Below are 22342 nucleotides of genomic sequence, written 5' to 3'. Positions count from 1 at the left end.
TACGCTCGGGAGGGGAGATTCGTTCCGTGCTTTCAGCGTCCGAAAAGGCGTCGGGCGTTCTCGCGACAGAGCGCGGCGAGCTCGCGCGCGTCCATGCCGCGCAGGCGCGCGGCGTCGGCGAGCAGGGATGGGAGGAGGGAGGGCTCCGAGCACGGAGGGCGCGGCGCGTCGGGCGCGTCGCTCTCGAAGAGAAGCCGGTCCGGCGGAACCGCCAGAAGCGCCTCGCGGGCGCGCGTTCGAGCGCCCTCCGGGGCCCCGGCCGCCACCCCGGAGGACGGCGCGAGAGGAGCACGAATCGCGCGCGCGCCCGCGAGATTGAACGGCGCGAAGGAGAAGTACGCGCCGAGGCGCGCGAGCGGTTCGACGGCCTCCGCCGAGCCCGCGTAGGCGTGCAGAAGGAAGGGGGGCGGCGGCTCGGCGTTCAGAAGCTCGAGGAGCCGGCCGAGAGCGCGCACGCAGTTCACGGAGAGCGGAAGACCGCGCCGACGCGCGAGAGCGAGCTGGGCGCGGAAGACGCGCTCCTGGACCTCGACGGGGGCGCCCCGCGGAGTGCGGTCGAGCCCGGCCTCGCCCACCCCCGAAGGGACGGCGTCGAGGAATCTCTCGAGCTCCGAAAGCCAGCCCTCGCGCGCCTCGGCGGCGAACCAGGGGTGCACGCCGAAGGACGGGATCACGACGCGGGGATGCGCGCGAGCGAGTTCGAGCAGACGGGGCCAGTCCGCGGGCCGCGTGCCGCAGCTCGCGAGCCGCTCGACGCCGGCGGCATCCGCCCGGCCGAGGACCCCTTGGAGGTCCGCCGCGAAGGCTTCGTGCTGGAGATGGAGGTGCGCGTCGGTCAGTCCGGGGAAATCGGCCCTCGCCTGTTTGAATGCTCCTGACGGGGCCGCTTTTCCCGGAGGGCTGAACTCTCGGATTTTCGGACGCCGATGCTCGGGCGTCTGAAAATCCGAGACGCTCACCGCGCGAGGCTCTCGATGCGCGGGAGGGTCTTGAGCTTCTCGGGCACGAGCGCGGCGGCCGGTTCGACGAAGAGGACGACGCCGGCGGCGGGGTCGACGCGCACCCGCGCGCCCTCGCGCAGGAGCACCGTGCGTCCTCCGACCTCCACGCTCAGACCGGCGCCGCTCCACTCGGCGCGGTGCAGCTCGAGCGCGGGGAGCCCGGCGGCCGCGGCGAGCAGGGCCGACTGCGTCCCGCCGTGGGTGACGAGCAGGGCCTTGGCGCGGAAGAGCGCGCTCTCGTCGGCGCCCGAGGCGTAGGGCGCGGCGTAGATCCTTCCGCCCTCGAGCGCGCGGCCCCGGCTGAAGGTGAGCTCGGCCTCGACGGCGGGGCCGGGATGCAGGAGGGTCGCGTCGAGGGAGGCTCCTCTCGAAGAGGTGAGCGCGGCGGCCTCGGCGGGGGGGAGAGGGGACTTCGGCGCGGGCCGCAGCTCGCCGGCGGCGGAGAGGAGCGCGAGGGCCTTCTCGGCGTCGAGAGACTGGCGCTTGGCCCCGCGCGCGACCAGCTCGAAGAGGCCGCGCTCGACGCGTCCGCCGGCTCCGAGCCCGAGCGCCACGAGGACCGCGCGGTCTTCGTCGAGGCCCGGCTGACCGGAGAGTACCGCCCGCCCATCGGTCCGTCCTACGAAGCGAAGGCCTCCGGCGAGCGGCTGCAGCCGCGCGGCGGCCGCCGCGGATAGCGGCCGCCCCTCGCGTGCGAGCCGGGAGAGGAGGTCGTAGCCGGCGACACGGACCGGGCGGCCGTTCTCCAGACGGAGCTCGCCGCGCGCGAGAGCCGCTTCGATGGGACCGTCATAATGAAGGGAAAGGGTCCGGCGCCCGACCGGCTCTTCGGGGAAGGACGGGAGCCCCAGCACGGAGAGCGTGCGGCCGAGCCGCTCGCGCAGGGAGCGTCGGTCGCCCTCGCGCGCGCGGTAGCGCGCGACGGCGCGGGGGAAGTCGGGTCCGTCGAACTCGAGCCCGGAGGCGGGCGCGGTGCCGACCGCGGTGTCGGCCCACTCGGGGAAGGCCCCGAAGCCGCCTTCGGCGACGAGGATGCGGGAGAGCGCGTCGAGGCGGACGGCGTTCTCCTCCTTCGTCGTCGTGCCGCGCAGCCAGGCGCCCAGGCGCGGACCCAGCGCGCGGGACTCGGCGAGGGCGCGCGCCGCGAAGGCGAAGCGCTCCTCAAGCTCTCCGGCGCCGAGCCGGGAGCGGGTCCCGTCGATGACGGCGAGGAGGTCTCCGTTCTCGACGCTCACGGCGAAGCCCGCGTCGAGCAGCGCGCGGGAGAGGAGGTAGAAGGAGGCCTGGGCGTCGGGCGAGCCGTCCTCCTCGCGGAAGATGACGCGCACGGTCCCGCCGGCGGCCGCCGCCGCGCGGTGAAGGTAGAGCTCTCCGCCGGGAACGCGCAGCCAGCAGCGCTCGCGGGAGAGCACGACCGCTCCGCCCGCGGGCTTCCAGCGGAGGAACGACGGCATGAGAGGCCGCAGGGCGCGGACCGCGTCCTCCGGCGAGAGCCCTTCGACGTCGAGCGCGGGGAGCTCGACGCTCATGGACCCGAGACGGACCGTCGCGAGGAGGTTCGCCGGGACCGCGCCCTTGGGGCCGGGGAGCTCGAGCGCGCGCTGGAGCATGAGGCGCGCGAAACGGTGCACCGAGGAGCCCTTCAGTCCGTAGAGCGCGGCGCGCGCCTCGGCGTTCAGACGGCCGGGACTCTCGACGAGCGACAGGAGCCTCTTGGCGGACGCGTCGGCGGCCTTGAGCGCCTCATCGTCGCCGGCGAGCTTCGAGTACTCGCGCGCGGCGGAGAGAAGCGCGTCCGCCGCGCCCCGGGCGCGGACGGCGTCCGGAGCGAGGGAGCCGTCGCGCAGCTCCCAGAAGAGCGCGTCGAGGGAATCGAGGAGGCGGTCGCGCTCCGCGAACCAGCGGGCGGCCTCGGGGACGGCGGGACCTCGGCGCACTTCCCAGACGGGCTGGGCGCGCGGAAGGGGGGCGGCGAAGAGGACGAGGAGGAGCGCGCCGACGAGGGCTCCGCGCGGTCTCACTTAGGGCTCGCTACGAAGTAAGTGATACACTTCGCCGGAGGCGATTTTGGAGCGAGCCGAGGAGTGAGGAGCGAGCATAGCTTAAGCTATGTGAGCGACGAACGACGAAGGCGCAGCCCAAAAGCGCCCCGGCCCTTTGGGGAGGCCCGCTATCGGACGATTTCGGCGTTGCTCCTCGGTCACATAGCTTAAGCTATGCTCCCTCGTCGCGCCTAGAAATCGTCTCAATATCGGGCCCCCGAAGTGCATCACTTACTTCGTAGCGAGCCCTGGTCGGTCGGGTGGATGCGGTAGCCGAGCCGCAGGCCGTCGGACTGCAGCCGCGAGCCGTCCGCGTCGCGGAGCTCGCGGGCCGGCTGCGCGCGCAGCGGCGCGAGCGCGGCGTCGGAGACGTCGACGTCGAAGGCCGGCGCGGGCGTGCCCTGCACGAAGCCGAAGCGCTGCAGCAGGCGCAGGACGGCGAGGCGCAGGCGCTCGCTCAGCGCGAGAGAGCGCGCGGAGAGCCAGCGGCGGGAGGCGAGCCAGAAGGAGGCGAACACGGAGCGCCCCTCCGCGCGGGCGGCACGATAGAACGCGGCCGGGCTGCCGCGCGGGGCGAGGCCGAAGGAGTCGCGGAGCTCGGCGCCCGCCGCGGGGAGTTCCCAGGCGGCGACCGTCCGGAGCTCGGGCAGGGCCATGGAGAGGGCCAGCGCCTGCGGGACCGTCGGGACGTCGGAGGCGAGCTCGGCGTCGAGCTTCACCTTCAGGAGGAGGCGCGGGCGCTCGCTGCCCTTGACGATGGAGGCCGCGACCTTGGGCGTCGGGAGCTTGCGCCCCTTCGCCGCCTCGGCCTGGGCGCGGACGGCCTCGACGGCGGCCTGGAACTCGGGGAGATTGGAGATGTACTGCTCCTGCGGCGTGCTGAGGAGCCCGTTCCAGCCGTTGAGCGCCTTCGTGTAGCGCTCCGTCTCCGCGCGACGGTTCTCGGCCGCCGAGCGAAGGGCGTCGCCGGCGAGTTCGGGCACGGCCTTGGGGGCGCGGACGGAGGCGTCGGAGATGATCTTCTTGACCGTCGCACCGGAGCGCGCGGCGGGCATGTCCTTGGCGATGGAGACCGCGTGCTCATAGAGCCGCGGGGCGTCGGCCGGCGAGGCGCCGGCGGCCAGCGAGCGCACCTTCTCGAGGGCCTTCTCGGGACCCATGATCCGCGGGTCGGGCAGGACCTCGGCCGCGGAGCTGTTCTTGGAGGCGGCGTTCTGGGCGGCGGTCTCGCGGCCGGCCGCGCGGGTCTTCGAGGAGTCGAACATCGTGTTCAGCGCCCCGTCCACCTGCCCCTGGGCGCCCTTGCGCTCGCGCTCGCGGGCCTTCTGAAGCTCCTGCACCGCGCCGCCGACGCCCGAGCCTCCCGGCCCGCCGGGGATCTCGGGCTTGAGGAAAGCGGCGTTCTCCGCTCCGGGCGTCCCTTTCGGGAGCGCCGAGGAGTCGCCGACGACCGACTTGGGGGTGAGGGACGGCGTCTGCGCCGAGGCCGGGGAGACGGAGCGCTGCGTGTTCTGCTGCTGCACCGCGGCCGGCGCCGTGAAGGACGCGGCCGGCTGGGCGACGCTGACCGAGGCGTTGGCTCCGCCCGGGTGCGTCCGGACGCTCGGGTTGCCCCCCGAGACCGAGGGGAGCGCCGGGCCCGTATGGATCTGGATGTTCCCGCCGGTCGGCAGGGAGGTCCCGGTTCCGACGGTCCCGACGCCGCTGCCGACGACCCCGGTAGCTCCGGAGAGGTTCACGGCGCCCGCGTCGACCTTGACGTTGCCCTGCGCCCGGACGAGGGCGGGGGCGGCGGCGAAGACGAGCAGGAGGAAGAGGTTTCGTGTCATAGACGCTCCGAGAAGATAGTATATCGCGCGCTCCTCTTTTGTCCAGGGGGCCCGGGGCCCCCGGCCGGAGGGTCTATGGACCCATCTTGTTCGACCTCAGCTTACTAGGTCTTTGGGCCCAATTGCGTCTGGGGCCTTTCGGCCCCCGACGCTGGGGCCCTTCGCTTCATGCGGGGGGAGAGCTCCCGCGTTAAGCTATCGGCAGAGGTGTACCCTATGGCAAAAGAAACCGTCGTCAAAGGGCCTGACAGGGAGACGAAGCCCGTCGACCGACCCGCCGCGAGCCTCCTCCGCTCGTGGGGCAAGCGCATGTCGGACGGCAAGGCGACCATGATCCCTATCTTCGTGGGCGGCTCGTGGAGCGTCGCCGTCCCGCGCGGGAACAAGCGGGTCCTTTCGCTGAGCGTTTCAGCGTCTAAGAAGAATTAGACGGCTTATACCCCCAACGGCCCCTGTCCCTCACGGATGCGCGAGCATCCGGGGGGGAGGGGGCCGCCGCGTTTCCGCGTGAATTGCTATCATTTTCCGCATGAACGCGAAGAAGAACGACCCCGACGACAAGCTCCTCATCGCTCCCAAGGAGCTCGCGCGCAAGCTGGCGGCGAAGGAGAAGTTCACGCTCCTCGACGTGCGCAGCGCGCCCGAGTATCAGGTCCTGCACATCCCCGACGCCCGCCTGGCCACGCGCAAGCTCGTCGACGAGCTCTTCGCGAGCTGGCCCAAGGACTCCGACATCGTGCTCTGCGACCACTTCGGCTCTTCCGGCCTCGACGCGGCGCGCGTGCTCACCCAGAAGGGCTTCACGAACGTGAAGGCCCTGCGGGGGGGCATCGACGCCTGGTCGCAGGAGATCGACCCTCTGACGCCGCGCTACGCCTGAGACCCCCATGACCAAAGAACTGAAGATCACCGCGACGCTCGCCGGAGACTGGACCGTCTGCCGCTTCGACGTCGAGCCGCCCCTGAAGGGGACGCCTCCCTGCTACTTCGAGGACAAGGCCTCCGCCGCGGGAGCGCCCCTCGCCGAGGCCCTCTTCGCGCTCGAAGGCGTGCGCGCGCTGAAGATCGCGGCCGGAGCCGTCACGGTCGCGCGCGAGGACGCCGAGGACTGGCCCGCCTTCGCGCGCACGGTCGCGACCGCGCTCCAGGCCCATCGAGCCTCCGGGAAGCCCGCGCTGGCGCCCGGCGCGAAGAGCAACGTGCCCTCCGAGGCGGAGATCCGCGCGAAGGTCCAGGACATGCTCGACAAGGAGATCAATCCCGCCCTCGCCGGACACGGAGGGGGAGTGGAGCTCGCCGGGGTGCACGGCGCCGTCGTCGAGCTCCGCCTGCTGGGCGGCTGCCAGGGCTGCGCGCACTCGCGCATGACGATGCGCCAGGGCATCGAGCGGGCCCTGCGCGACGCCATCCCTTCCCTCGACGACGTACTCGACGTCACCGACCACGGCTCCGGGCAGGCCCCGTACCATCATCACGAGCACGGAGAGGGCTGCGAACACTAGCATGGAATCCGGCGAGAACGACCGCCGGATTCCGTGCTCTGTATACTTGACTATTATTGTCATGTATATTACACTGTCTTAGCACAACATGCGGCGCCGGTCGGCGCCGCATGACCCGGGGGAGACATGGAAGGGAAGCGGCTGCCGGTCCTGCTCGTCGTCGAAGACGACGTCGCCGTCCGCGAGCTCTACGAGAAGGCGCTCGCCGACTCCTACGAGGTCGTCTCGCTCTCCTTCGGGGAGGGGACCCCGGAGATCACCGAGTCCTACAAGCCCGACCTCGTCCTCCTCGACGTCAACCTGCCGGGAGTGAGCGGCTTCGAGGTCTGCAAGAGGATCCGCGCGCTGCCCGCGACGCGGGACGTGCCGGTGATCTTCATCACGAGCATGACCGACGACGCGTCCTTCCACGAGGGCCTCAAGGCGGGCGGGACCTTCTGGATGAGCAAGCCGGTGAGCATCCCCAAGCTGAAGGAACGGCTCGCGTACATGCTGAAGGGGAACTCCCCGGGCTAACGGGGAGGCCGGGCGGCAGCGGAGACCTTGCGCGCGAGCGCGAAGTCGGCGCGCAGCAGCCCCCCGGAGGCCCCGAGAAGGACGCGGACCGACGAGCCGGAGAGCGTCACGTCCTCGCGTCCAAGGGAGAGCCCGTCGAGTCGGCGCAGGAAGGCCGCCGCCGCCTCGAGGCCGGAGAAGCTCCAGGAACGCTCGAGACGCACGGAGCGGTCCACCCGCCAGCCGGGGACGCCGGGAAGAAGGGCGTCGATCTCGTGCCTGTTCAGGAGGGAGCGCATATGTTCTTCGGAAGCAGCGACGTGCCGTCGATCACCGTCGAGGAGCTCAAAGCGAAGTACGACGCCCGGCAGAGCTTCACGCTCGTCGACGTCCGCGAACCCGACGAGCACGAGCGCTGCCGCCTGCCCGGCTCGAAGCTCATCCCCTTAGGAGAGCTCCCGCAGCGCTTCGGCGAGCTCCGGGTCTCCGACGAGATCATCGTGCACTGCCGTTCGGGCGGACGCTCGGCCAAGGCCGCGCGCTTCCTGAAGGAGAAGGGCTTCGCGAAGGTCTTCAATCTGACGGGCGGCATCCTGGCCTGGGCCGAACGCGTCGACCCCTCGATGCCCAAGGCCTGAGCGGCTCTCCCGACGAGAGAGCCGCTCCCCGTCTCGAAGCCGGATTTCAAAGCCTACCGACCCCTGTCCTGTCGAGACAGGGGTCGAGGTCTGCAGGGGCAGGAGCCCTTCTCGGCGGGGCAGCGGCTCAAACACTGGGTGAGGATCGCTCCGATGTCGCGGCCGCGCCAGCCCTCCTCGAGGCGGTGCCGGTTCGCCTGCAGGACCGCGACGGCGCGCACGAGGTCCTCGACTTCGGCCTTGGCGAAGGGACGGCCCGCGAGCGTCCAGCGCCCGCCCTTGCGCTCGTTGTCGCAGAGCACGGTGGTCAGCAGCGCGACGGCGCCGCCGAGCGACGCCCACAGGCGGATGCCGGCCTCGGTCGGGATGGGCTGGGGGCGGACCTTGAAGCGCGCGGCGAGGACCTTGCGGGTGCGCAGAAGGGCCTGCGCGGCCTCGCCGACGGCGCCGATGTCGACGAGGTAGGCGCTGCGTGCGCGGCCCCTCTCGCAGAGATGATCCATGAGATGGACGGCCTTCCCCATCTCGTGCGCGAAATCCCAGACCCCTTCGGCAGCAGCGGCCATCGTCGCCTCCCTCCGGACCGACGCCTTGATGATATCAAATACCCTCGCGCGCGCGGGAACGGGGGGGATGGAAAAATGATAACCTCCCTCCAGCGCCGTTGAGGAGCCCCCCATGACCCCAACCCACGCCGCCGCGGACCCGCACGCCGGAGTCCCCCAGCTCACCGTGCGCGCCATCGTCGCCGGCATGCTGCTCGGCGGCCTCATGTCGCTCTCCAACCTCTACGTCGCCCTCAAGACCGGCTGGAGCCTCGGGGTCTCCATCACGGCCAGCATCCTCGCCTTCGCGATCTTCTCCGCGCTCTTCAAGCTGCGCATCGTGCGCCGGGCGTTCGGGATGATGGAGAACAACATCATGAAGTCCACGGCGAGCGCCGCGGGCTACATGACCGGCGGCGGCACCGTCGCGGCCATCCCGGCCTTCATGATGATCACCGGCACGACGATGGACCCCTGGCAGATGTTCTTCTGGATCGCGAGCATCGCGATGATGGGCCTCGTGATGGCCATCCCCATGAAGCAGCAGATGATCAACCTCGAGGGCCTGCGCTTCCCGACCGGCATCGCCACCGCGGAGACCCTCAAGGCCCTCTACGGCGAGGGGGGCTCGGGCGGCGAGGGCAAGGCCAAGCTGCTCGGCTGGGCCAGCGTCGCCGGCGGCGTCGTCGCCTTCCTGCGCGACGTCCGAGCGCCGTGGAAGGCCGACTGGCTGAACCTGCCCGAGAAGATCAAGATCCCCGTGCTCACCCTCGCCGGCCGCCCTCTCGCGGACTTCACGCTGAGCTTCGAGGGCTCGCTCATCATGCTCGGCGCGGGCGCCATCATGGGATTCCGCGCCGCCTGGAGCATGCTGCTCGGCGCCTTCATCAACTTCGGGATCCTCGCGCCCATGCTCTACACCCGGGGGATCATCGACCCCAAGCTCGGCTACAAGCACATCGTGGCCTGGAGCGTCTGGTTCGGCTCGGCGATCATGCTCACCAGCGGCCTCCTCTCCTTCGCCTTCCAGTGGGAGAGCGTGCTGCGCGCGGTCAAGAGCGTCGGCGCCTCGCTGCTCGGCCGCCACGAGGCGCAGAAGGAGGGGGAAGTCCCCGAGGTCCCGATGCTCTGGTTCATCGTCGGGATGGCCGTGCTCTCGCCGATCGTCGTCTACCTGGAGTGGTTCATCTTCGGCATCAAGGTCTGGATGGGCGCGATCTCCATCCTCCTCTCCTTCTTCATCGCCATCGTCGCGTGCCGCGTCACCGGCGAGACGGACACGACCCCGACCGGGGCGCTGGGGAAGATCACGCAGATCACCTTCGGCGCGCTCGACCCGGGCAACGCGGTGACGAACCTCATGACCGCCAACGTCACGGGCGGCATCGGCCTGCACTCGGCCGACCTGCTCACCGACCTCAAGAGCGGCTGGATCCTCAAGGCCGACGCGCGCAAGCAGTTCTGGGCGCAGTTCTTCGGCGTCGTCGCCGGCTCCTGTTTCGTCGTGCCGGCCTACCGCCTCCTCATCCCGAACGCCGAGGCCCTCGGCTCCGAGCAGTGGCCGGCCCCCGGCGCTCAGACCTGGAAGGGCGTCGCCGAGCTCCTCGCCAAGGGCTTCCACACCCTGCACCCGACCGCGCAGTGGGCGCTCGTCGTCGGCGGCGTGCTGGGCATCGTCCTCGTCCTGCTCGAGAAGGCCTTCCCCAAGGCGCGGCCGTACATCCCGTCGGCGGCGGGCCTCGGGCTCGCCTTCACGACGCCGGCCAACAACACCATCGCGATGTTCCTGGGCGCCCTCGTCGCCTGGCGCATGGAGAAGCGCGACCCCAAGACCGCCGACGACCTCGTCGTCCCGATCAGCTCCGGCTTCATCGCGGGCGAGAGCCTCGTGGGCGTGCTCATCGCGGCCCTCATCGTGTTCGGGGTCCTGCGCTGATGGAGACGGGGCTCTTCGCCGCGGCCGTCGCCCTCTACGCGGCCTCGACCGCGCTCGCGCTCGCCTACGCCTTCCTGCGCCGCGAGGAGCTCCCGCTCTGGATGTGGCGCCTGCTCGGCGTCGCGCTCGTCCTCCACGCCGTCTCCTTCGGCCTGCGCACCGCCGCGTTCTGGTCCGTGCCCGAGAACTGGGGCTACCTGCCGCTGCACACGTGGTACGGGGCGCTCTCCTGCCTCGCCTTCGTCAGCGCCCTCGTCTTCTGGACCGTCGAAGGCATCGCGCGCCTCAACATCCTCGGCGCCTTCATCCTCCCGTTCACGCTGACGGCCGCCGTCGGGGCGCTCTGCGGCGCGGACCCGGCCTTCCGCCCGCTGCCCGAGGGTCTGCGCAGCGCCCTGCTCAACGTGCACCCGCCGCTGCTCATGGCCGCCTACACGGGCTTCGCGAACGCCTTCGGCGTCGGGCTCGCCCTGCTCCTGCAGGAGCGGCAGATCAAGTCGCGCCGGCCCGCGGAGATCTGCTACCGCCTCCCGGCCCTCGAGGAGCTCGAGCGCCTGCAGCACGCGCTGATCCTCGTCTGCTTCGCGGTCCTGAGCGCGGGCATCGCGCTCGGCATCCTCTGGACCACGCACATGAAGGACGACTGGCGCCATGACGCGAAGGTCCTCTTCACGCTCGTCACCTGGGGGATCTACGCCGGCGTGCTCGGCGCGCGCTTCCTCGGCCTGCGCGGGCGGCGGGCCGCGCTGCTGTCGATGGCGGCCTTCCTCTCGCTGGTCGCGACCTTCCTCGCCGGCGACGCCTTCTCGAAGCTTCACGGGTTCCTCATGGGGAAGAACGGATGACCACGCGCAAGAAGACTCCCTGCCACGCCGCGAAGGACGCCCTTTCGGCCGAGCGCCTCTACAAGGTCCTGGCCGACACGACGCCCGAGCTCATCTTCATCATCGACGCCGACGACCGCGTACTCTTCGTCAACCCCGCGGCGGCGCGCTCCATGCGCAAGACGCCCGAGCAGATCATCGGCGGCCGCCGCGCGGATCTTTTCCCGCCCGAGACCAACGCCCATCAGGCCGCGGCGCTCAAGCAGGTCCTGCGCACCGGCGAGAGCTTCCGCAGCCAGCGCGAGATGCGCATCGGCGAGCGCAGCGTCTGGCTCGACGCCATCCTCGTCCCGCTCCTCGACGAGGACGGCAAGCCCTATGCCGTCATGGGGGTCTCCCGGGACATCACGGAGATGAAGCTGGGCGCCGAGCAGACGCGCCGCGCCAAGGACTACCTCGACACCATCATCAACGCGGTCCCGAACCCGATCTTCGTCAAGGACGTCGAGCACCGCATCGTCCTCATCAACGACGCCGCCTGCCGGCTCCTGGGCCGCCCGCGCGAAGAGCTCGTCGGGAAGCTCGATACGGACGCCCTGCCGGCGGAAGTCGCCGGGCTCTCCCGCAAGAGCGACGAGGAGCTCCTGCGCACGGGCAAGGAGCAGCTCGTCGAGTTCGAGGCGAAGAGCGAGGAGGGCGGGCGGCGCTCCCTGCTCGCGCGGCGCACGCTCTACACCGAGGCCTCCGGAACGCGCCGCATCATCGTCGTCATCAACGACATCACCGGCCTGCGCCGCATGGAGGACGACCTGGCGCGCGGGCAGACCCTGCGCTCCCTCTCGGTCTTCGCCGGCGGCATCGCCCACGACTTCAACAACCTGCTCACCGCCGTCATCGGGAACGTCAACATCGCCCGCGCCAAGACCGGCGGCGAAGGGATCCTGGGAGAGGCGCTCGCGGACATCGAGACCGCCGCCCACCGCGCGAAGGACCTGGCGCGCCAGCTCCTCACCTTCTCGAAGGGCGGGGCGCCCATCACCGACGCGATGCGCATCGACGACCTCCTGCGCGACACCGCGAACTTCGCCCTGCGCGGCACGAACGTCCAGCTCGAGGCGGACCTCCCCGAGGGTCTCTGGCCCGTCGAAGCCGACCCGAGCCAGATCGCCCAGGCCCTGCAGAACATCCTCCTCAACGCCCGCGACGCGATGCCGAAGGGCGGGCGCGTGCGCCTGAGCGCCGAGAACGTCGCCATCGGCGGCGGGCACGCGCTCCTGCGGGAGGGCCGCTACGTGCGCGTCATCGTCGAGGACTCGGGGATGGGCATCCCGCCCGAGGTCCTTCCCAACATCTTCGACCCCTACTTCACGACCAAACAGCAGGGCAGCGGCCTGGGGCTGGCCATCGCCTACTCCGTCATCCGCCGCCACGAGGGGAACATCGAGGTGGAGTCGCGCCCGCAGAAGGGCACGACCTTCCGCGTCCTCCTCCCCGCCTCGGAGCGCAAGCTGCAGGAGCGCGCGACGGAGCAGTACCGCCGCGGCAGCGGCCGGATCCTCATCATGGACGACGAGGAGGTCATCCTGACCACCGCCGCCCGCATCCTCGCGACCTGCGGCTACGAGACGGTCTGCGCGAAGGACGGCGCCGAGGCGGTCGCTCGCTTCTCCGAGGCGCGCAAGGCGGGCCGGCCCTTCCACGCCGTCATCCTCGACCTCACCGTCCCCGGCGGAGTGGGGGGAGAGGAGGCGGTGAGGCGCATCCTCGACATCGACCCCGAGGCCCGCGTCATCGCCTCGACCGGCTACTCCGAGGACGCCGTGCTCTCGGACTTCAAGAAGTACGGCTTCGCGGGGATCGCCCCCAAGCCCTACACGATGGCCGCCCTCTCCGAAGCCGTCGCCAAGACCCTCAAGAAATAGCCGGGATTCATCGAGAACGACTTTCCACTTCGGGTGGGGGTTCAGCCGTCCTGGCCCTCGACCGAGCGGAACCTCGGTCGAGCTGGCCGACGGCGCCGACGAAACGGGGGAGGGCAGAGCCCTCCCCCTTGGTGAGGCGCCGCGCGGAGGGCAACGTCGAAAGGACTTTTCCGCCCCGAAGCGCGGGCACCCGAGTCCCTCCTGCCCAACTACCAGTTGGGCGAGCGGACTCGGGCGCCGACAGATGGGGGATGAGGTGGTATAAAGCACCCCAATTTGAAAGCACCCCGCCTCCCGAAACAAAGGGGAGCGGGGTGCTTTCAAATTGGGGTGACCGACGGGATTTGAACCCGCGACCTCCAGGGCCACAACCTGGCGCTCTAACCAGCTGAGCTACGGCCACCGTTCGACGGAGATTCTAGCGTTTCCAAAACCCGATGGCAAGGATGACCATGAACGGCGAAATCGCCTTTGGGTCGAAGGGCCTACGTTCATGGGGGCCCTCCGACCCTACAAGCGCCTCCCCCGGACCGCTACACTCTGGTAAGAGGGAAAGCCATGAAGAACCGCATCCTCGCCATCCTGACCATCCTGAGCGTCCTCGCCTCCGCGACCCCGGCCCTCGCCGCCCGGTCGCACCGCTCGCGCCCCGCCGTGCGCGACTCGAGCGAGAGCCGCCGCCTCGTCACCGAAGGCGTCGCCGCCCTCCGCGCTCAGCGCTTCACCCAGGCCGTCTCCCTCTTCGAGAACGCCACCCGCGCCGACTCCTCCTCGGCCGAGGCGTTCTACCGGCTCGGCGGCGCCTACTACCAGCGGGCCTTCCAGCGCGGGACGCCCGAGAAGGCCGACCGGGACGACGCCCAGGCGGCCGTGGACGCCTACCAGACCGCCATCGCCCTCGATTCCTCCCTGGAGAGCGTCTCCTCTCCCTACCTCCTCCATCACGGGATGGGGCTCTGCCTCCAGGCCCTGGGCCGCACGGAGGAGGCGCTCGACGCCTACAAAAAGGCGACGGCCGCCGCCCCCGGCAACCCGATGCCGAACCTCTACGCCGCCGCGCTGCGCTACAGCATGCGCGACTTCGACAGATCCCAGGCCAACCTCGAGCTCAGCGCCCGGCGGGCCCTCAAGCTCAAAGCCTACCCCGCGCTCGCGAAGCTCGTGCGCGGCAACGAGATCTTCTCCGCGATGATGTCCGCCCCGCAGAACCGCACCGTGCTCGACCTCTACGACCAGGTCCAGGCCGGGGTCATCAGCGAGGACGAGGCCCACGGGCGCCTGTCCGGGACCGTGGAGTACCGCGACGCCCTGCGCGACGTCCCGACCTCGGCGGACCGCCCCGCCGCGCTCGACGCTCCCCGCGTCGATCCGCGCGTGCAGGACGCGCTCGACCGCGCCAACGGACAGTACGGGGCCCAGCGCTTCCGCGAAGCCGTCGACTCCTACCAGGAGGCCCTCGACGCCGACGCCCGCAAGGGCACGCTCGACGCCGTGCAGCGCTCCGTGGTCTACGAAAAGATCGGCTCCGCCTACCGCCAGCTCGGCCTCGCGGGAGAAGCGATCCGGGTGCTCGAGAACGCGGTCGCCGAGCTGCCCCAGAACTCCGCGGCCTACTACCAGCTCTCGCTCTGCTACGCGATCTCCGGCCGCCTCGCGCTCTCCCTCTCGGCGCTCAACCGCTCGCTGGAGAACGCGGCCAGCGTCGCCGAGCTCCGACAGACCATGCTCCTCGCCCGCACCGACAACGAGCTCGAGCCCATCCGGGACCTCCCCAAGTTCCGGGAGATCCTGAAGACCCACACCGGGAAGCTCTCCGCCAAGCGCTGAACCCCTCCGAGCCCCCGCGCTCTCCCGCACGGGGGCTCGGCTTTTATGTTTTTTGGGTTTCAGCGCGTTCTTTTGGTAGAATGTAGCCATGGGATTTTCCAAACGGGACGCCCCCAACTGCGAACTCTGTCCTTTCCGCAAGACCTGCCTCTACGACCTCATCGATAAGGCCTCGCGCAAGGAGTGGAAGGAGATGCGCATCGCCAACCGCTTCCGCCCCGGCGAGACCATCTTCTACGAGGGGGAGAAGCCGACGGGCGTCTACGTGGTCTGCACCGGCAAGGTGAAGATCTACAAAGCCAGCCGCACCGGCCAGCAGCTCCTGCTCCGCTTCGAGCACCCCGGGGACCTGCTGGGCCACATCTCGATGTTCGCCGGCTGGCCCTACGCCGACAACGCCGAGTCCGTGACCGAGTCGGTGGTCTCGATGGTCGACGAGGAGACGGTCCGCCGCTTCCTCGACCACCACCCGCAGGCGGCCATCGCCATCCTCCACGAGATGGCCAAGGACGTGCGCCGCGGAGAGGCCCGCGCCCGCGACATCGCCTTCAAACCCGCCCGCTCCCGCCTCGCGGGGACGCTCGTGCGGCACATCCCCATCCCTCCGCCGAAGAACCCCGTGGTCTCCGCGCTCAAGCGCAAGGACATCGCCGAGATGTCCGGACTCACCATCGAGACCACCGTCCGCCTGCTCAAGGACTTCGAGACCAAGGGCTACATCCGCCGCGACGGCAAGGACATCGCCGTCATCGACCTCGAGAAGCTCCGCAGCCTCGCCGGCCAGGACTCCTAGAGCTTCCCGGAGCCCGGAAAAGATTGACCGCGGTCAATGTCCGCGGTCAATTGTTTTGTTTGTCCGCGGTCATCCCGTTTTCTGGGCCCTCGCTGGTACAATGGACCCATACGGAGGATAGGTCCTCCGGACCAAACATGCTTCAGCTTCTCCTGATCCTCTCGATGAGCCCGGCGCTGACGGCGCCGTCCACGACGGCCGCCGTGAAGCCCTGCCTATTCCCGAACACCTGCGGACCCAAGCGCCAGGCCTTCACCCTGGCCGCTGTGAAGCCGTGCCAGTGGCCCAACACCTGCGGGCCCAAGACGGCTTAACGTCTTAGACGGTGCTCGGAGCGGAACCCCCGAAAGGGGGTTCTTCTTTTTCAGCCGGCGATGAACTTCAGCCAGACCTTGCGGCTGCGGGGGCCGTCGAACTCGGCGAAGAACACTCCCTGCCAGGTGCCGAGCTTGAGTTCTCCGTCCTCCACGATGAGGGTGAGGGAGGGGGAGAACAGAGACGACTTGATGTGGGCATCGGAGTTCCCTTCCCCGTGGCGGAAGTCCTCGCTGGGAGCAACGAGCGAGGACATGAAGCCCGTCATGTCGGAGACGACGTCGGGGTCCGCGTTCTCGTTTATCGTGACGCCGGCCGTCGTGTGCGGGACGAAGACGACCATGAGGCCCGACTTCGCCTTGCATTCCCGCAGGCAGCCGCGGACCTCGGCGGTGATGTCCACGAACTCCGCGCGCTTCGTCGTTCGGACGGATAGCTCCTTCATGCGGGCGCCCTCCATTTCGGCTATGATACCACTCCGACGGACGGACGCGCACGGGAGGCCGCCATGGACCCGAAGTACCGGACTCTGAAGGAACGCCTGCAGGAGGTCGTCGACCTCCAGATGGCCTCGGCCCTGCTCGAATGGGACCAGCAGGTCTGCATGCCCCCCGGAGGCATCGAGGCGCGCGGCGAGCAGACCGGCACGCTCACGCGCCTGGCCCACGAGCGCTTCGTCGATCCGGAGGTCGGACGCCTCAGCGCCGCCCTCGCGAAGACCCCGCTCTCCCGCGACTACGACTCCGACGAAGCCTCCCTCGTGCGCTGGACCGAACGCGAATACGCCCGCAAGAGCCGCGTCCCCGCCGCGCTCGTCGAGGAGACCGCCCGCCACGCCTCCCTCGCCCAGGAGATCTGGGCCGCCGCGCGCAAGGAGAACGACTTCGCGAAGTTCGCCCCCGCGCTCGAGAAGATGGTCGAGCTCAAACGCCGGTACGCCGACGCGCTCGGCTCCTTCGAGGACCCCTACGACGCCTGGCTCGGGGAGTTCGAGCCCGGGATGAAGACCTCCGACCTCAACCGCCTCTTCACGGACATGAAAGCCGGTCTCGTCCCGCTCGTGAAGGCCGTGACGGAGAAGCGGGACGCGGTGAGCTCCGCCCCGCTGAAGGGGCGCTTCGAGACCGCCAAGCAGCGCCTCTTCGGAGAGGAGATCGCCGGGGCCATGGGCTTCGACTTCACGCGCGGGCGCCAGGACGCGTCCACGCACCCCTTCACCACGAACTTCTCTCCCGACGACGTGCGCATCACCACGCGCTACGACGAGGGAGACTTCGCCGGCGCGCTCTTCAGCACCCTGCACGAGGCCGGGCACGGGATGTACGAGCAGAACGTCGCCCCGGAGCTCAAGCGCACGCCGCTGTGCTCGGGAGCGACGATGGGCGTCCACGAGTCCCAGTCGCGGCTCTGGGAGAACGTCGTCGGCCGCAGCCGGCCCTTCTGGAAGCGCTTCTACCCGCGCCTGCGCGAGCTCTTCCCGCATTTCGCGGGCGTCGAGCCGGAGACCTTCTACCGCGCCGTCAACCGCGCGGAGCCCTCCTTCATCCGCACGGAGTCCGACGAGCTGACCTACGGCCTGCACGTGCTCGTGCGCTTCGAGCTCGAGCAGGAGCTCCTGCGCGGAAAGACGAAGGTCCGCGAGCTGCCCGAGGCCTGGAACGCGAAGACGAAGGCCTACCTCGGCGTCGTCCCGCCCGACGACCGGCGCGGCGTGCTCCAGGACGTCCACTGGTCGGCGGGCCTGCTGGGCTACTTCCCGACCTACGCGCTCGGGAACCTCATCTCCCTGCAGCTCTGGGAGGCGGCGCTGAAGGCGCACCCGTCCATCCCCGTCGACATGGAGCGGGGGGACTTCGCGAAGCTCCGCGGCTGGCTCAAGGAGAACGTCCACCGCCACGGTCGGAAGTTCACCGCGCCCGAGCTCGTGAAGAAGGCCGCCGGCCGGGACATCGAGGCCGCGCCCTACCTGCGCTACCTGAACGCGAAATACGGGGAGATCTACGCGCTGGGGATCGGCGCCGCAACGCCCTTATAAGCCGGCCGCCGACTCGAAAGCGGCGAGGAACTCGGCCGCGGTGTGCGGACGCTTCTCAGGGTCGGGGTTCAGGGCGGCGATGAAGAAGGCGTCCAACCCCGGCGGCAGCCCGGGGACCCGGCGCGTCGGCGGCTCGTAGAGGGCGTTCATCTTGTTGAAGAGCATCCCCGCGCCCGTGCCCGCGTAAGGCCGCTCCCCGGTCAGCAGCTCGTAGAGGCAGACCGCCAGAGAGAAGAGATCCGACTCCCGCCGCACGACCCCCGTCTCCGCCTCGGGCGCCATGTAGGGCGGCGTCCCGGCGACGGTGTTCGTCATCGAGAGCCGGTGCAGGGCGTCCTTCCCGACGCGCGCGATCCCGAAGTCCATGACCTTCACGACGCTCTCGCGGGTGAGCATGATGTTCGCCGGCTTGAGGTCGCGGTGCACGATGCCGTGCTCGTGCGCGTAGGAGAGCGCCGCGCAGACCTGGCGCAGGAAGGCGCGGACCTGCGCGAGGGTGAGACGCTCGCGCTTCACGAGCGCATGCTCGAGCGTCATCCCGTCGATGTACTCGAAGACCAGATAGACCTCGCCCTCGCGCTCGACGACGGCGTAGATCTCGATGATGCCGGGGTGCCTGAGCTTCGCGACGGTCCGCGCCTCCGCAAGGAAGCGCTGGACCTCGCGCGGGTCCTGCGAGATCTCCCCGCGCATGCGCTTGACGGCCACGCGCCGCTCGAGCGAGAGGTCCTCGGCCTCGTAGACCTCGCCCATGCCGCCCGCGCCGATGCGTCGGATGATGCGGTAGCCGGTCGGTATGCGGGGCGGCGTCCCGGTCCCGGCCGAGGAGTCGAGCGCGGGCGCCGGGGCGACCGGGGCGGCCGGCGTCCCGGGGGGCGGGGTCCCGGCCTCGACGAGGCCCTGCCGCACGACCCAGGCCGCGAGGCGCTTCCTCAGGAGGAAGAGAGCGACGAACGGGAGCGCGAGGACGCCCAACAGGAGGGGGAGGCCGCCGGGAGGCCCGGGCTTCCCGGGGCGGCGCTCCGGCTCGCGGTCGACGGCCACGGAGGGCTGAGGGACGGCCGCGGCGGAGAGGATGGGCTGCGAAAGGAGTTCTCGCGGCGGTCGGGGCGCGTACTCGGCGCGTTCGAAATTCGCCGCCGCGGGAGACGACTTGAGGTCCATGACGACACCCGGCCCGGGTTCGCCTTCGGGACCCGACCCCGGTCGGGGCAGTCGCTCGCGGATGGGGTAGCCGGCGTCCTCGAGCATCCCCATCATCGGCGAAACCAGGCGCGGGAGAAGGTCCTCGTCGGTCCCGCGGAGGATCCCGTCGATGTCCCTGCAGACGTCCTCCCGCTGACGCTCATACTGCGCGCGCGGCATGGAGGACCTGTAGTTATCGCGCAGCTCGCGGAGCATGAGGATACGCTCGGTCAGCCGGACCAGCGGGGGGACGATGCGCTGGGGCGGCGCGCTCCTGAGGACGAGCATGAAGCGGCGGTCCTCGTCAGGACTCAGCTGGGCGCGCACATCCTGCGCGCGGCGCTTCCAGTCGCGGTCGCTCGAGGCGGCGCGCAGGCACGGGAGGACGGCGAGGAGGAGAAGGGCGAGCAGCGCGCCGAGCGCGGCTCTCCGGCCTCGCACCCCGGCAAGGAACCACTGCCCGGCCCGATCCGGCGGGATCTCCCTCAGGAAACACCTCTCCATCGATTCAGGGCATCGAGACCGAAAGCCGCGTTTGCAGGCGCAACGGGGTTTCTGGATGGCTTCTAGAGCGTATAGAGCCGGTCTCCCGCATCGCCCAGGCCGGGCACGATGTAGCCGTGCTTGTTGAGCACCGGGTCCACGGCGGCCGTGAAGATGTGGACGTCGGGATGCTCGCGGTGGACGCGGCGTACGCCCGTCTTGGCCGCCAGCAGCGTGATGAGCCGGATCTCCTTGGCCCCGTCCGTCTTCAGGATGCGTATGCCTTCGGCGGCCGAACCGCCGGTGGCCAGCATGGGGTCGAAGAGGAGCACGAGGGAGCGGGGCAGGTCCACGGGCAGCCGCACGTAGTAGCGCACGGGGTTGAGCGTCTCCTCGTTGCGGTAAAGGCCGATGTGCCCGATGCGCGCCTGGGGGTAGAGGCGGTGAAGTCCGCCGTAGAGCCCCTGCCCCGCGCGCAGGATGAACACGAAGGAGACCGGCTGGGCGACCCGGCGCGCATGCATGGCCTTCAGCGGCGTGTGCACCTGCTCGATCCCGGTCTTGACGCCCTTGAGGGCCTCGAGCCCGAGGATGGCGCCCGCGGTCTCCATGAGGTCGCGGAAGTCCTTGGGGCGGGTGTTCCTGTCGCGCAGCTGCGCGAGCGCGTCCTGCAGGACCGGATGTTCGCAGACCGTGAGCTGTCTCATGGGGGACCTCAGTCGAGCACGCGCAGGATGGCCGGCCGCGCGCGCGGCTTCATGCGCCCGACCGAGAGGGCGTCGGCGTACATCGTCCACCCCTCCTGGAGACGGCGGGCGTCGGAGGCGTAGACCTCGGCGACGGTCTCGCCCTTGCGGACCTGTTCGCCGACCTTCCGCTTGAGCAGGAAGCCGGCGCCGAAGTCGATCTTGTCCTCCTGCCGGTCGCGGCCCGCGCCGAGGGCGACGGCCGCCCGCCCCACGAGCCGGGCGTCGAGGTGGGTGATCCAGCCGTCGGCGGGAGCCTTCACGTCCTTGCGCAGCTTCGCGACGGGCAGGAAGCGCTCGGGATCGTCGGCGACGCGGGGATCGCCGTGCTGGGCCTTCACCATCTCCTTGAAGCGCTCGAGCGCCGCGCCGGAACGGATGAGCGCCTCGAGGCGGCCGGCGCCCTCGCGGGCGTCCTTCGCCCGGCGCCCGAGGACCATCATCCAGCCGCCCAGCGCGAGGAGGACCTCGGCGTAGTCGGCGGCGCGGAAGTCGCCCCTGAGGATCTCCACGGCCTGGCGGACCTCGACCGCGTTGCCCACGGCGAGGCCGAGCGGCTGCTCCATGTCGGTGAGCAGCGCGACGCAGCGCAGTCCCGAGCCGCGCGCCGTGCGCACGAGGTCCTCGGCGAGCGCGATCGCGTCCTTGGCCTCGCGGAAGAAGGCGCCCGAGCCGCACTTCACGTCGAGGATGAGCCCGTCGAGGTCCTCGGCCAGCTTCTTCGAGAGGATGCTCGCGACGATGAGCGGGCGGGACTCGACGGTGGCCGTCGCGTCGCGCAGCGCGTAGAGCTTGCGGTCGGAGGGGGCGAGGTCCCCGCTCTGGCCGAACATGCAGACGCCGATCTTCCTGATGATGCGCTCGACCTGGGGGATGGGGATGCGCACCTGGAAGCCCTTGATCGCCTCGAGCTTGTCGAGCGTACCGCCCGTGTGCCCGAGCCCGCGGCCGGACATCATGGGCACCGCGAGGCCCGCGGCGGCCAGGAGGGGGGCCAGCGCGATGGAGATGCCGTCTCCCACGCCGCCGGTCGAGTGCTTGTCCACCTTGGCCGCGCGCATCGAGCGCAGGTTCACGCGGCTGCCGGAGGCGGCCATGGCGCGCGTGAAAGCCACGGTCTCCTCGCGGTTCATGCCGTTGAGCCGCACGGCCATGAGCCAGGCCGAGAGCTGGTAATCGGGGGCGAGGCCGTCGGCGGCGGCTTTCGCGATGAAGGCGAGCTCCTCGGGCGCGTGGATCCCGCCGTCGCGCTTCTTCGCGATGAGGTCGATCATTCTCATGGGGGGCTCCTCAGCGGGACGCGTGGACGTCGGCGAGCATCGCCTCGAGGAAGCGGCGGATGTCGACCGCCATGCGCTTGCCGAGCGCGAGCACGTCGGGGTGGCTCAGGTTCTCCTTCGTCAGGCCCGCGGCCATGTTCGAGATCCAGCCGAACGCGAGGATCTCGACGCCCATCTGCTTCGCGGTGATGACCTCGGGGACCACGGACATCCCGACCATGTCCCCGCCGAGCTTCGCGAAGGCGCGGATCTCGGCGGGAGTCTCGTAGGAGGGGCCCGCGACGGCCGTGTAGACGCCCTCCCAGGCGGGGATGTCGAGGCGCTTGCAGACCTTCAGCGCCTGCTTGCGCAGATAGGGCGGGTAGGCGCTGGCGAGGTCCGGGAACATCTCCCCGAACTCGCTGGTGTGGAACCCCCGCAGAGGATTGGCGCCCATCAGATTGATGTGGTCGTTGAGGAAGACGAGGTGGCCCGGGCGGATCTTGAGCTTCAGCGAGCCCACGGCGGCCGTGATGATGATCTTCTTGATCCCCAGCTCGCGCAGCACGCGCACGGGGAGGGTGATGGCGTCCATCGGATGCCCTTCGTAGTAGTGGAAGCGGCCCTGCATCACGGCGACGCCGAGCGGCTTCGCCGCGCCGACGGAACCGAGGACGAGGCGGCCGGCGTGCCCGCTCACGGTGGGTTCGGGGAAGCACGGGATGTCCGCGTAGGAGACGACGGTCTCCTTGTCGAGCTTCGGCACGGCGCCGGAGAGGCCGCTGCCGAGGATGATGCCGACCTCGGGCTTCAGCGGCAGGCGCGGCCGGAGGTACTCGACGGCCTCGGAGATGCGGCGAAGGTAGTCGTTTCGGGTCTTCTGCATGGCGGGATGCCTCGCGTTGAGTTTCGCTGATTATACACCATTCCCGGAGAGCGCGCGCCAGCCGGAGCGCTCGCGATAT

The 22342-nt window shown here is 70.2% G+C and carries 22 protein-coding genes and 1 tRNA gene; 12 read left to right on the top strand and 11 right to left on the bottom strand.

Annotated features, from left to right (window positions below; translation table 11 throughout):
• Nucleotides 1-32 precede the first annotated feature (32 nt).
• From WC969_05890 to WC969_05880, 3 genes are all read right to left on the bottom strand, one after another.
• Nucleotides 33-959: a TatD family hydrolase gene (locus WC969_05890; GenBank protein MFA6029362.1), complete on the bottom strand. Its 927-nt coding sequence runs from the start codon at nt 957-959 to the stop codon at nt 33-35.
• The gene (locus WC969_05885) at nt 956-3022 is read right to left on the bottom strand and encodes a hypothetical protein (GenBank protein MFA6029361.1); all 2067 of its coding nucleotides are present in this window, start codon (nt 3020-3022) and stop codon (nt 956-958) included. Before WC969_05885 ends, WC969_05890 begins: the two co-directional genes overlap by 4 nt.
• Before the next feature lie 248 nt (nt 3023-3270).
• A complete protein-coding gene (locus tag WC969_05880; GenBank protein MFA6029360.1) occupies nt 3271-4872 on the bottom strand; it encodes a hypothetical protein in 1602 nt (533 codons plus the stop codon).
• A gap of 216 nt (nt 4873-5088) precedes the next feature.
• Between WC969_05880 and WC969_05875 the strand changes: the two genes are divergently transcribed.
• From WC969_05875 to WC969_05860, 4 genes are all read left to right on the top strand, one after another.
• Nucleotides 5089-5301 (top strand): hypothetical protein, encoded by a 213-nt coding sequence (locus WC969_05875; GenBank protein MFA6029359.1) that lies wholly within the window; start codon nt 5089-5091, stop codon nt 5299-5301.
• 100 nt (nt 5302-5401) lie between these two features.
• Nucleotides 5402-5752: a rhodanese-like domain-containing protein gene (locus WC969_05870; protein MFA6029358.1), complete on the top strand. Its 351-nt coding sequence runs from the start codon at nt 5402-5404 to the stop codon at nt 5750-5752.
• 7 nt (nt 5753-5759) lie between these two features.
• Complete coding sequence (locus WC969_05865; GenBank protein MFA6029357.1) at nt 5760-6374, top strand: NifU family protein; 615 nt, start codon at nt 5760-5762, stop codon at nt 6372-6374.
• Nucleotides 6375-6500: 126 nt separating this feature from the next.
• Nucleotides 6501-6890: a response regulator gene (locus WC969_05860; protein MFA6029356.1), complete on the top strand. Its 390-nt coding sequence runs from the start codon at nt 6501-6503 to the stop codon at nt 6888-6890.
• On the opposite strand, the gene WC969_05855 is transcribed toward WC969_05860, so the two are convergent.
• On the bottom strand, nt 6887-7168 hold the full coding sequence (locus WC969_05855) for a 4a-hydroxytetrahydrobiopterin dehydratase (protein ID MFA6029355.1): 282 nt from the start codon (nt 7166-7168) through the stop codon (nt 6887-6889). The two genes, WC969_05860 and WC969_05855, sit on opposite strands and share 4 nt — an antisense overlap.
• On the opposite strand from WC969_05855, the gene WC969_05850 reads away from it, so the two are divergent.
• Entirely contained in the window at nt 7169-7507 is a 339-nt protein-coding gene (locus WC969_05850) for a rhodanese-like domain-containing protein (protein MFA6029354.1), read from the top strand.
• 53 nt (nt 7508-7560) lie between these two features.
• Here the strand turns inward: WC969_05850 and WC969_05845 are convergent, their stop codons facing one another.
• The gene (locus WC969_05845; GenBank protein MFA6029353.1) at nt 7561-8073 is read right to left on the bottom strand and encodes a hypothetical protein; all 513 of its coding nucleotides are present in this window, start codon (nt 8071-8073) and stop codon (nt 7561-7563) included.
• A gap of 112 nt (nt 8074-8185) precedes the next feature.
• Here WC969_05845 and WC969_05840 point away from each other — a divergent pair, with 112 nt between their 5' ends.
• The 3 genes from WC969_05840 to WC969_05830 are packed head-to-tail and all read left to right on the top strand — an operon-like array spanning nt 8186 to nt 12734.
• Entirely contained in the window at nt 8186-9988 is a 1803-nt protein-coding gene (locus WC969_05840; GenBank protein MFA6029352.1) for an OPT family oligopeptide transporter, read from the top strand.
• On the top strand, nt 9988-10833 hold the full coding sequence (ccsA, locus tag WC969_05835; protein ID MFA6029351.1) for a cytochrome c biogenesis protein CcsA: 846 nt from the start codon (nt 9988-9990) through the stop codon (nt 10831-10833). The genes WC969_05840 and ccsA overlap by 1 nt, the downstream gene beginning before the upstream one ends.
• Nucleotides 10830-12734 carry a PAS domain-containing protein gene (locus WC969_05830; GenBank protein MFA6029350.1) on the top strand — a complete coding sequence of 635 codons (1905 nt, stop codon included), beginning with the start codon at nt 10830-10832 and terminating at the stop codon, nt 12732-12734. The genes ccsA and WC969_05830 overlap by 4 nt, the downstream gene beginning before the upstream one ends.
• 326 nt (nt 12735-13060) lie before the next feature.
• Here WC969_05830 and WC969_05825 read toward each other — a convergent pair.
• A tRNA-His gene (locus WC969_05825) sits at nt 13061-13137 on the bottom strand.
• Nucleotides 13138-13292: 155 nt separating this feature from the next.
• On the opposite strand from WC969_05825, the gene WC969_05820 reads away from it, so the two are divergent.
• The 3 genes from WC969_05820 (at nt 13293) to WC969_05810 (ending at nt 15668) form a co-directional block, all read left to right on the top strand.
• The gene (locus WC969_05820; protein MFA6029349.1) at nt 13293-14561 is read left to right on the top strand and encodes a tetratricopeptide repeat protein; all 1269 of its coding nucleotides are present in this window, start codon (nt 13293-13295) and stop codon (nt 14559-14561) included.
• Between the two features lie 88 nt (nt 14562-14649).
• On the top strand, nt 14650-15354 hold the full coding sequence (locus WC969_05815; GenBank protein ID MFA6029348.1) for a Crp/Fnr family transcriptional regulator: 705 nt from the start codon (nt 14650-14652) through the stop codon (nt 15352-15354).
• Between the two features lie 137 nt (nt 15355-15491).
• A complete protein-coding gene (locus WC969_05810; GenBank protein ID MFA6029347.1) occupies nt 15492-15668 on the top strand; it encodes a hypothetical protein in 177 nt (58 codons plus the stop codon).
• Nucleotides 15669-15718: 50 nt separating this feature from the next.
• Here the strand turns inward: WC969_05810 and WC969_05805 are convergent, their stop codons facing one another.
• On the bottom strand, nt 15719-16114 hold the full coding sequence (locus WC969_05805) for a secondary thiamine-phosphate synthase enzyme YjbQ (protein MFA6029346.1): 396 nt from the start codon (nt 16112-16114) through the stop codon (nt 15719-15721).
• Nucleotides 16115-16177: 63 nt separating this feature from the next.
• On the opposite strand from WC969_05805, the gene WC969_05800 reads away from it, so the two are divergent.
• Nucleotides 16178-17704 carry a carboxypeptidase M32 gene (locus WC969_05800; GenBank protein MFA6029345.1) on the top strand — a complete coding sequence of 509 codons (1527 nt, stop codon included), beginning with the start codon at nt 16178-16180 and terminating at the stop codon, nt 17702-17704.
• On the opposite strand, the gene WC969_05795 is transcribed toward WC969_05800, so the two are convergent.
• From WC969_05795 to WC969_05780, 4 genes are all read right to left on the bottom strand, one after another.
• Nucleotides 17699-19393 (bottom strand): serine/threonine-protein kinase, encoded by a 1695-nt coding sequence (locus WC969_05795; GenBank protein MFA6029344.1) that lies wholly within the window; start codon nt 19391-19393, stop codon nt 17699-17701. The two genes, WC969_05800 and WC969_05795, sit on opposite strands and share 6 nt — an antisense overlap.
• Nucleotides 19394-19455: 62 nt before the next feature.
• Nucleotides 19456-20079, bottom strand: coding sequence for a uracil phosphoribosyltransferase (gene upp / locus WC969_05790; protein ID MFA6029343.1), 624 nt, complete (start codon nt 20077-20079; stop codon nt 19456-19458).
• Between the two features lie 8 nt (nt 20080-20087).
• Entirely contained in the window at nt 20088-21398 is a 1311-nt protein-coding gene (locus WC969_05785) for a thymidine phosphorylase (protein MFA6029342.1), read from the bottom strand.
• 10 nt (nt 21399-21408) lie between these two features.
• Nucleotides 21409-22263, bottom strand: coding sequence for a purine-nucleoside phosphorylase (locus tag WC969_05780; protein ID MFA6029341.1), 855 nt, complete (start codon nt 22261-22263; stop codon nt 21409-21411).
• Between the last annotated feature and the right edge of the window lie 79 nt (nt 22264-22342).

This window comes from Elusimicrobiota bacterium (assembly GCA_041660925.1).
GTDB lineage: Bacteria > Elusimicrobiota > Elusimicrobia > UBA1565 > UBA1565 > JBAZUV01.
This window is presented reverse-complemented; position numbering and strand designations above follow the sequence as displayed.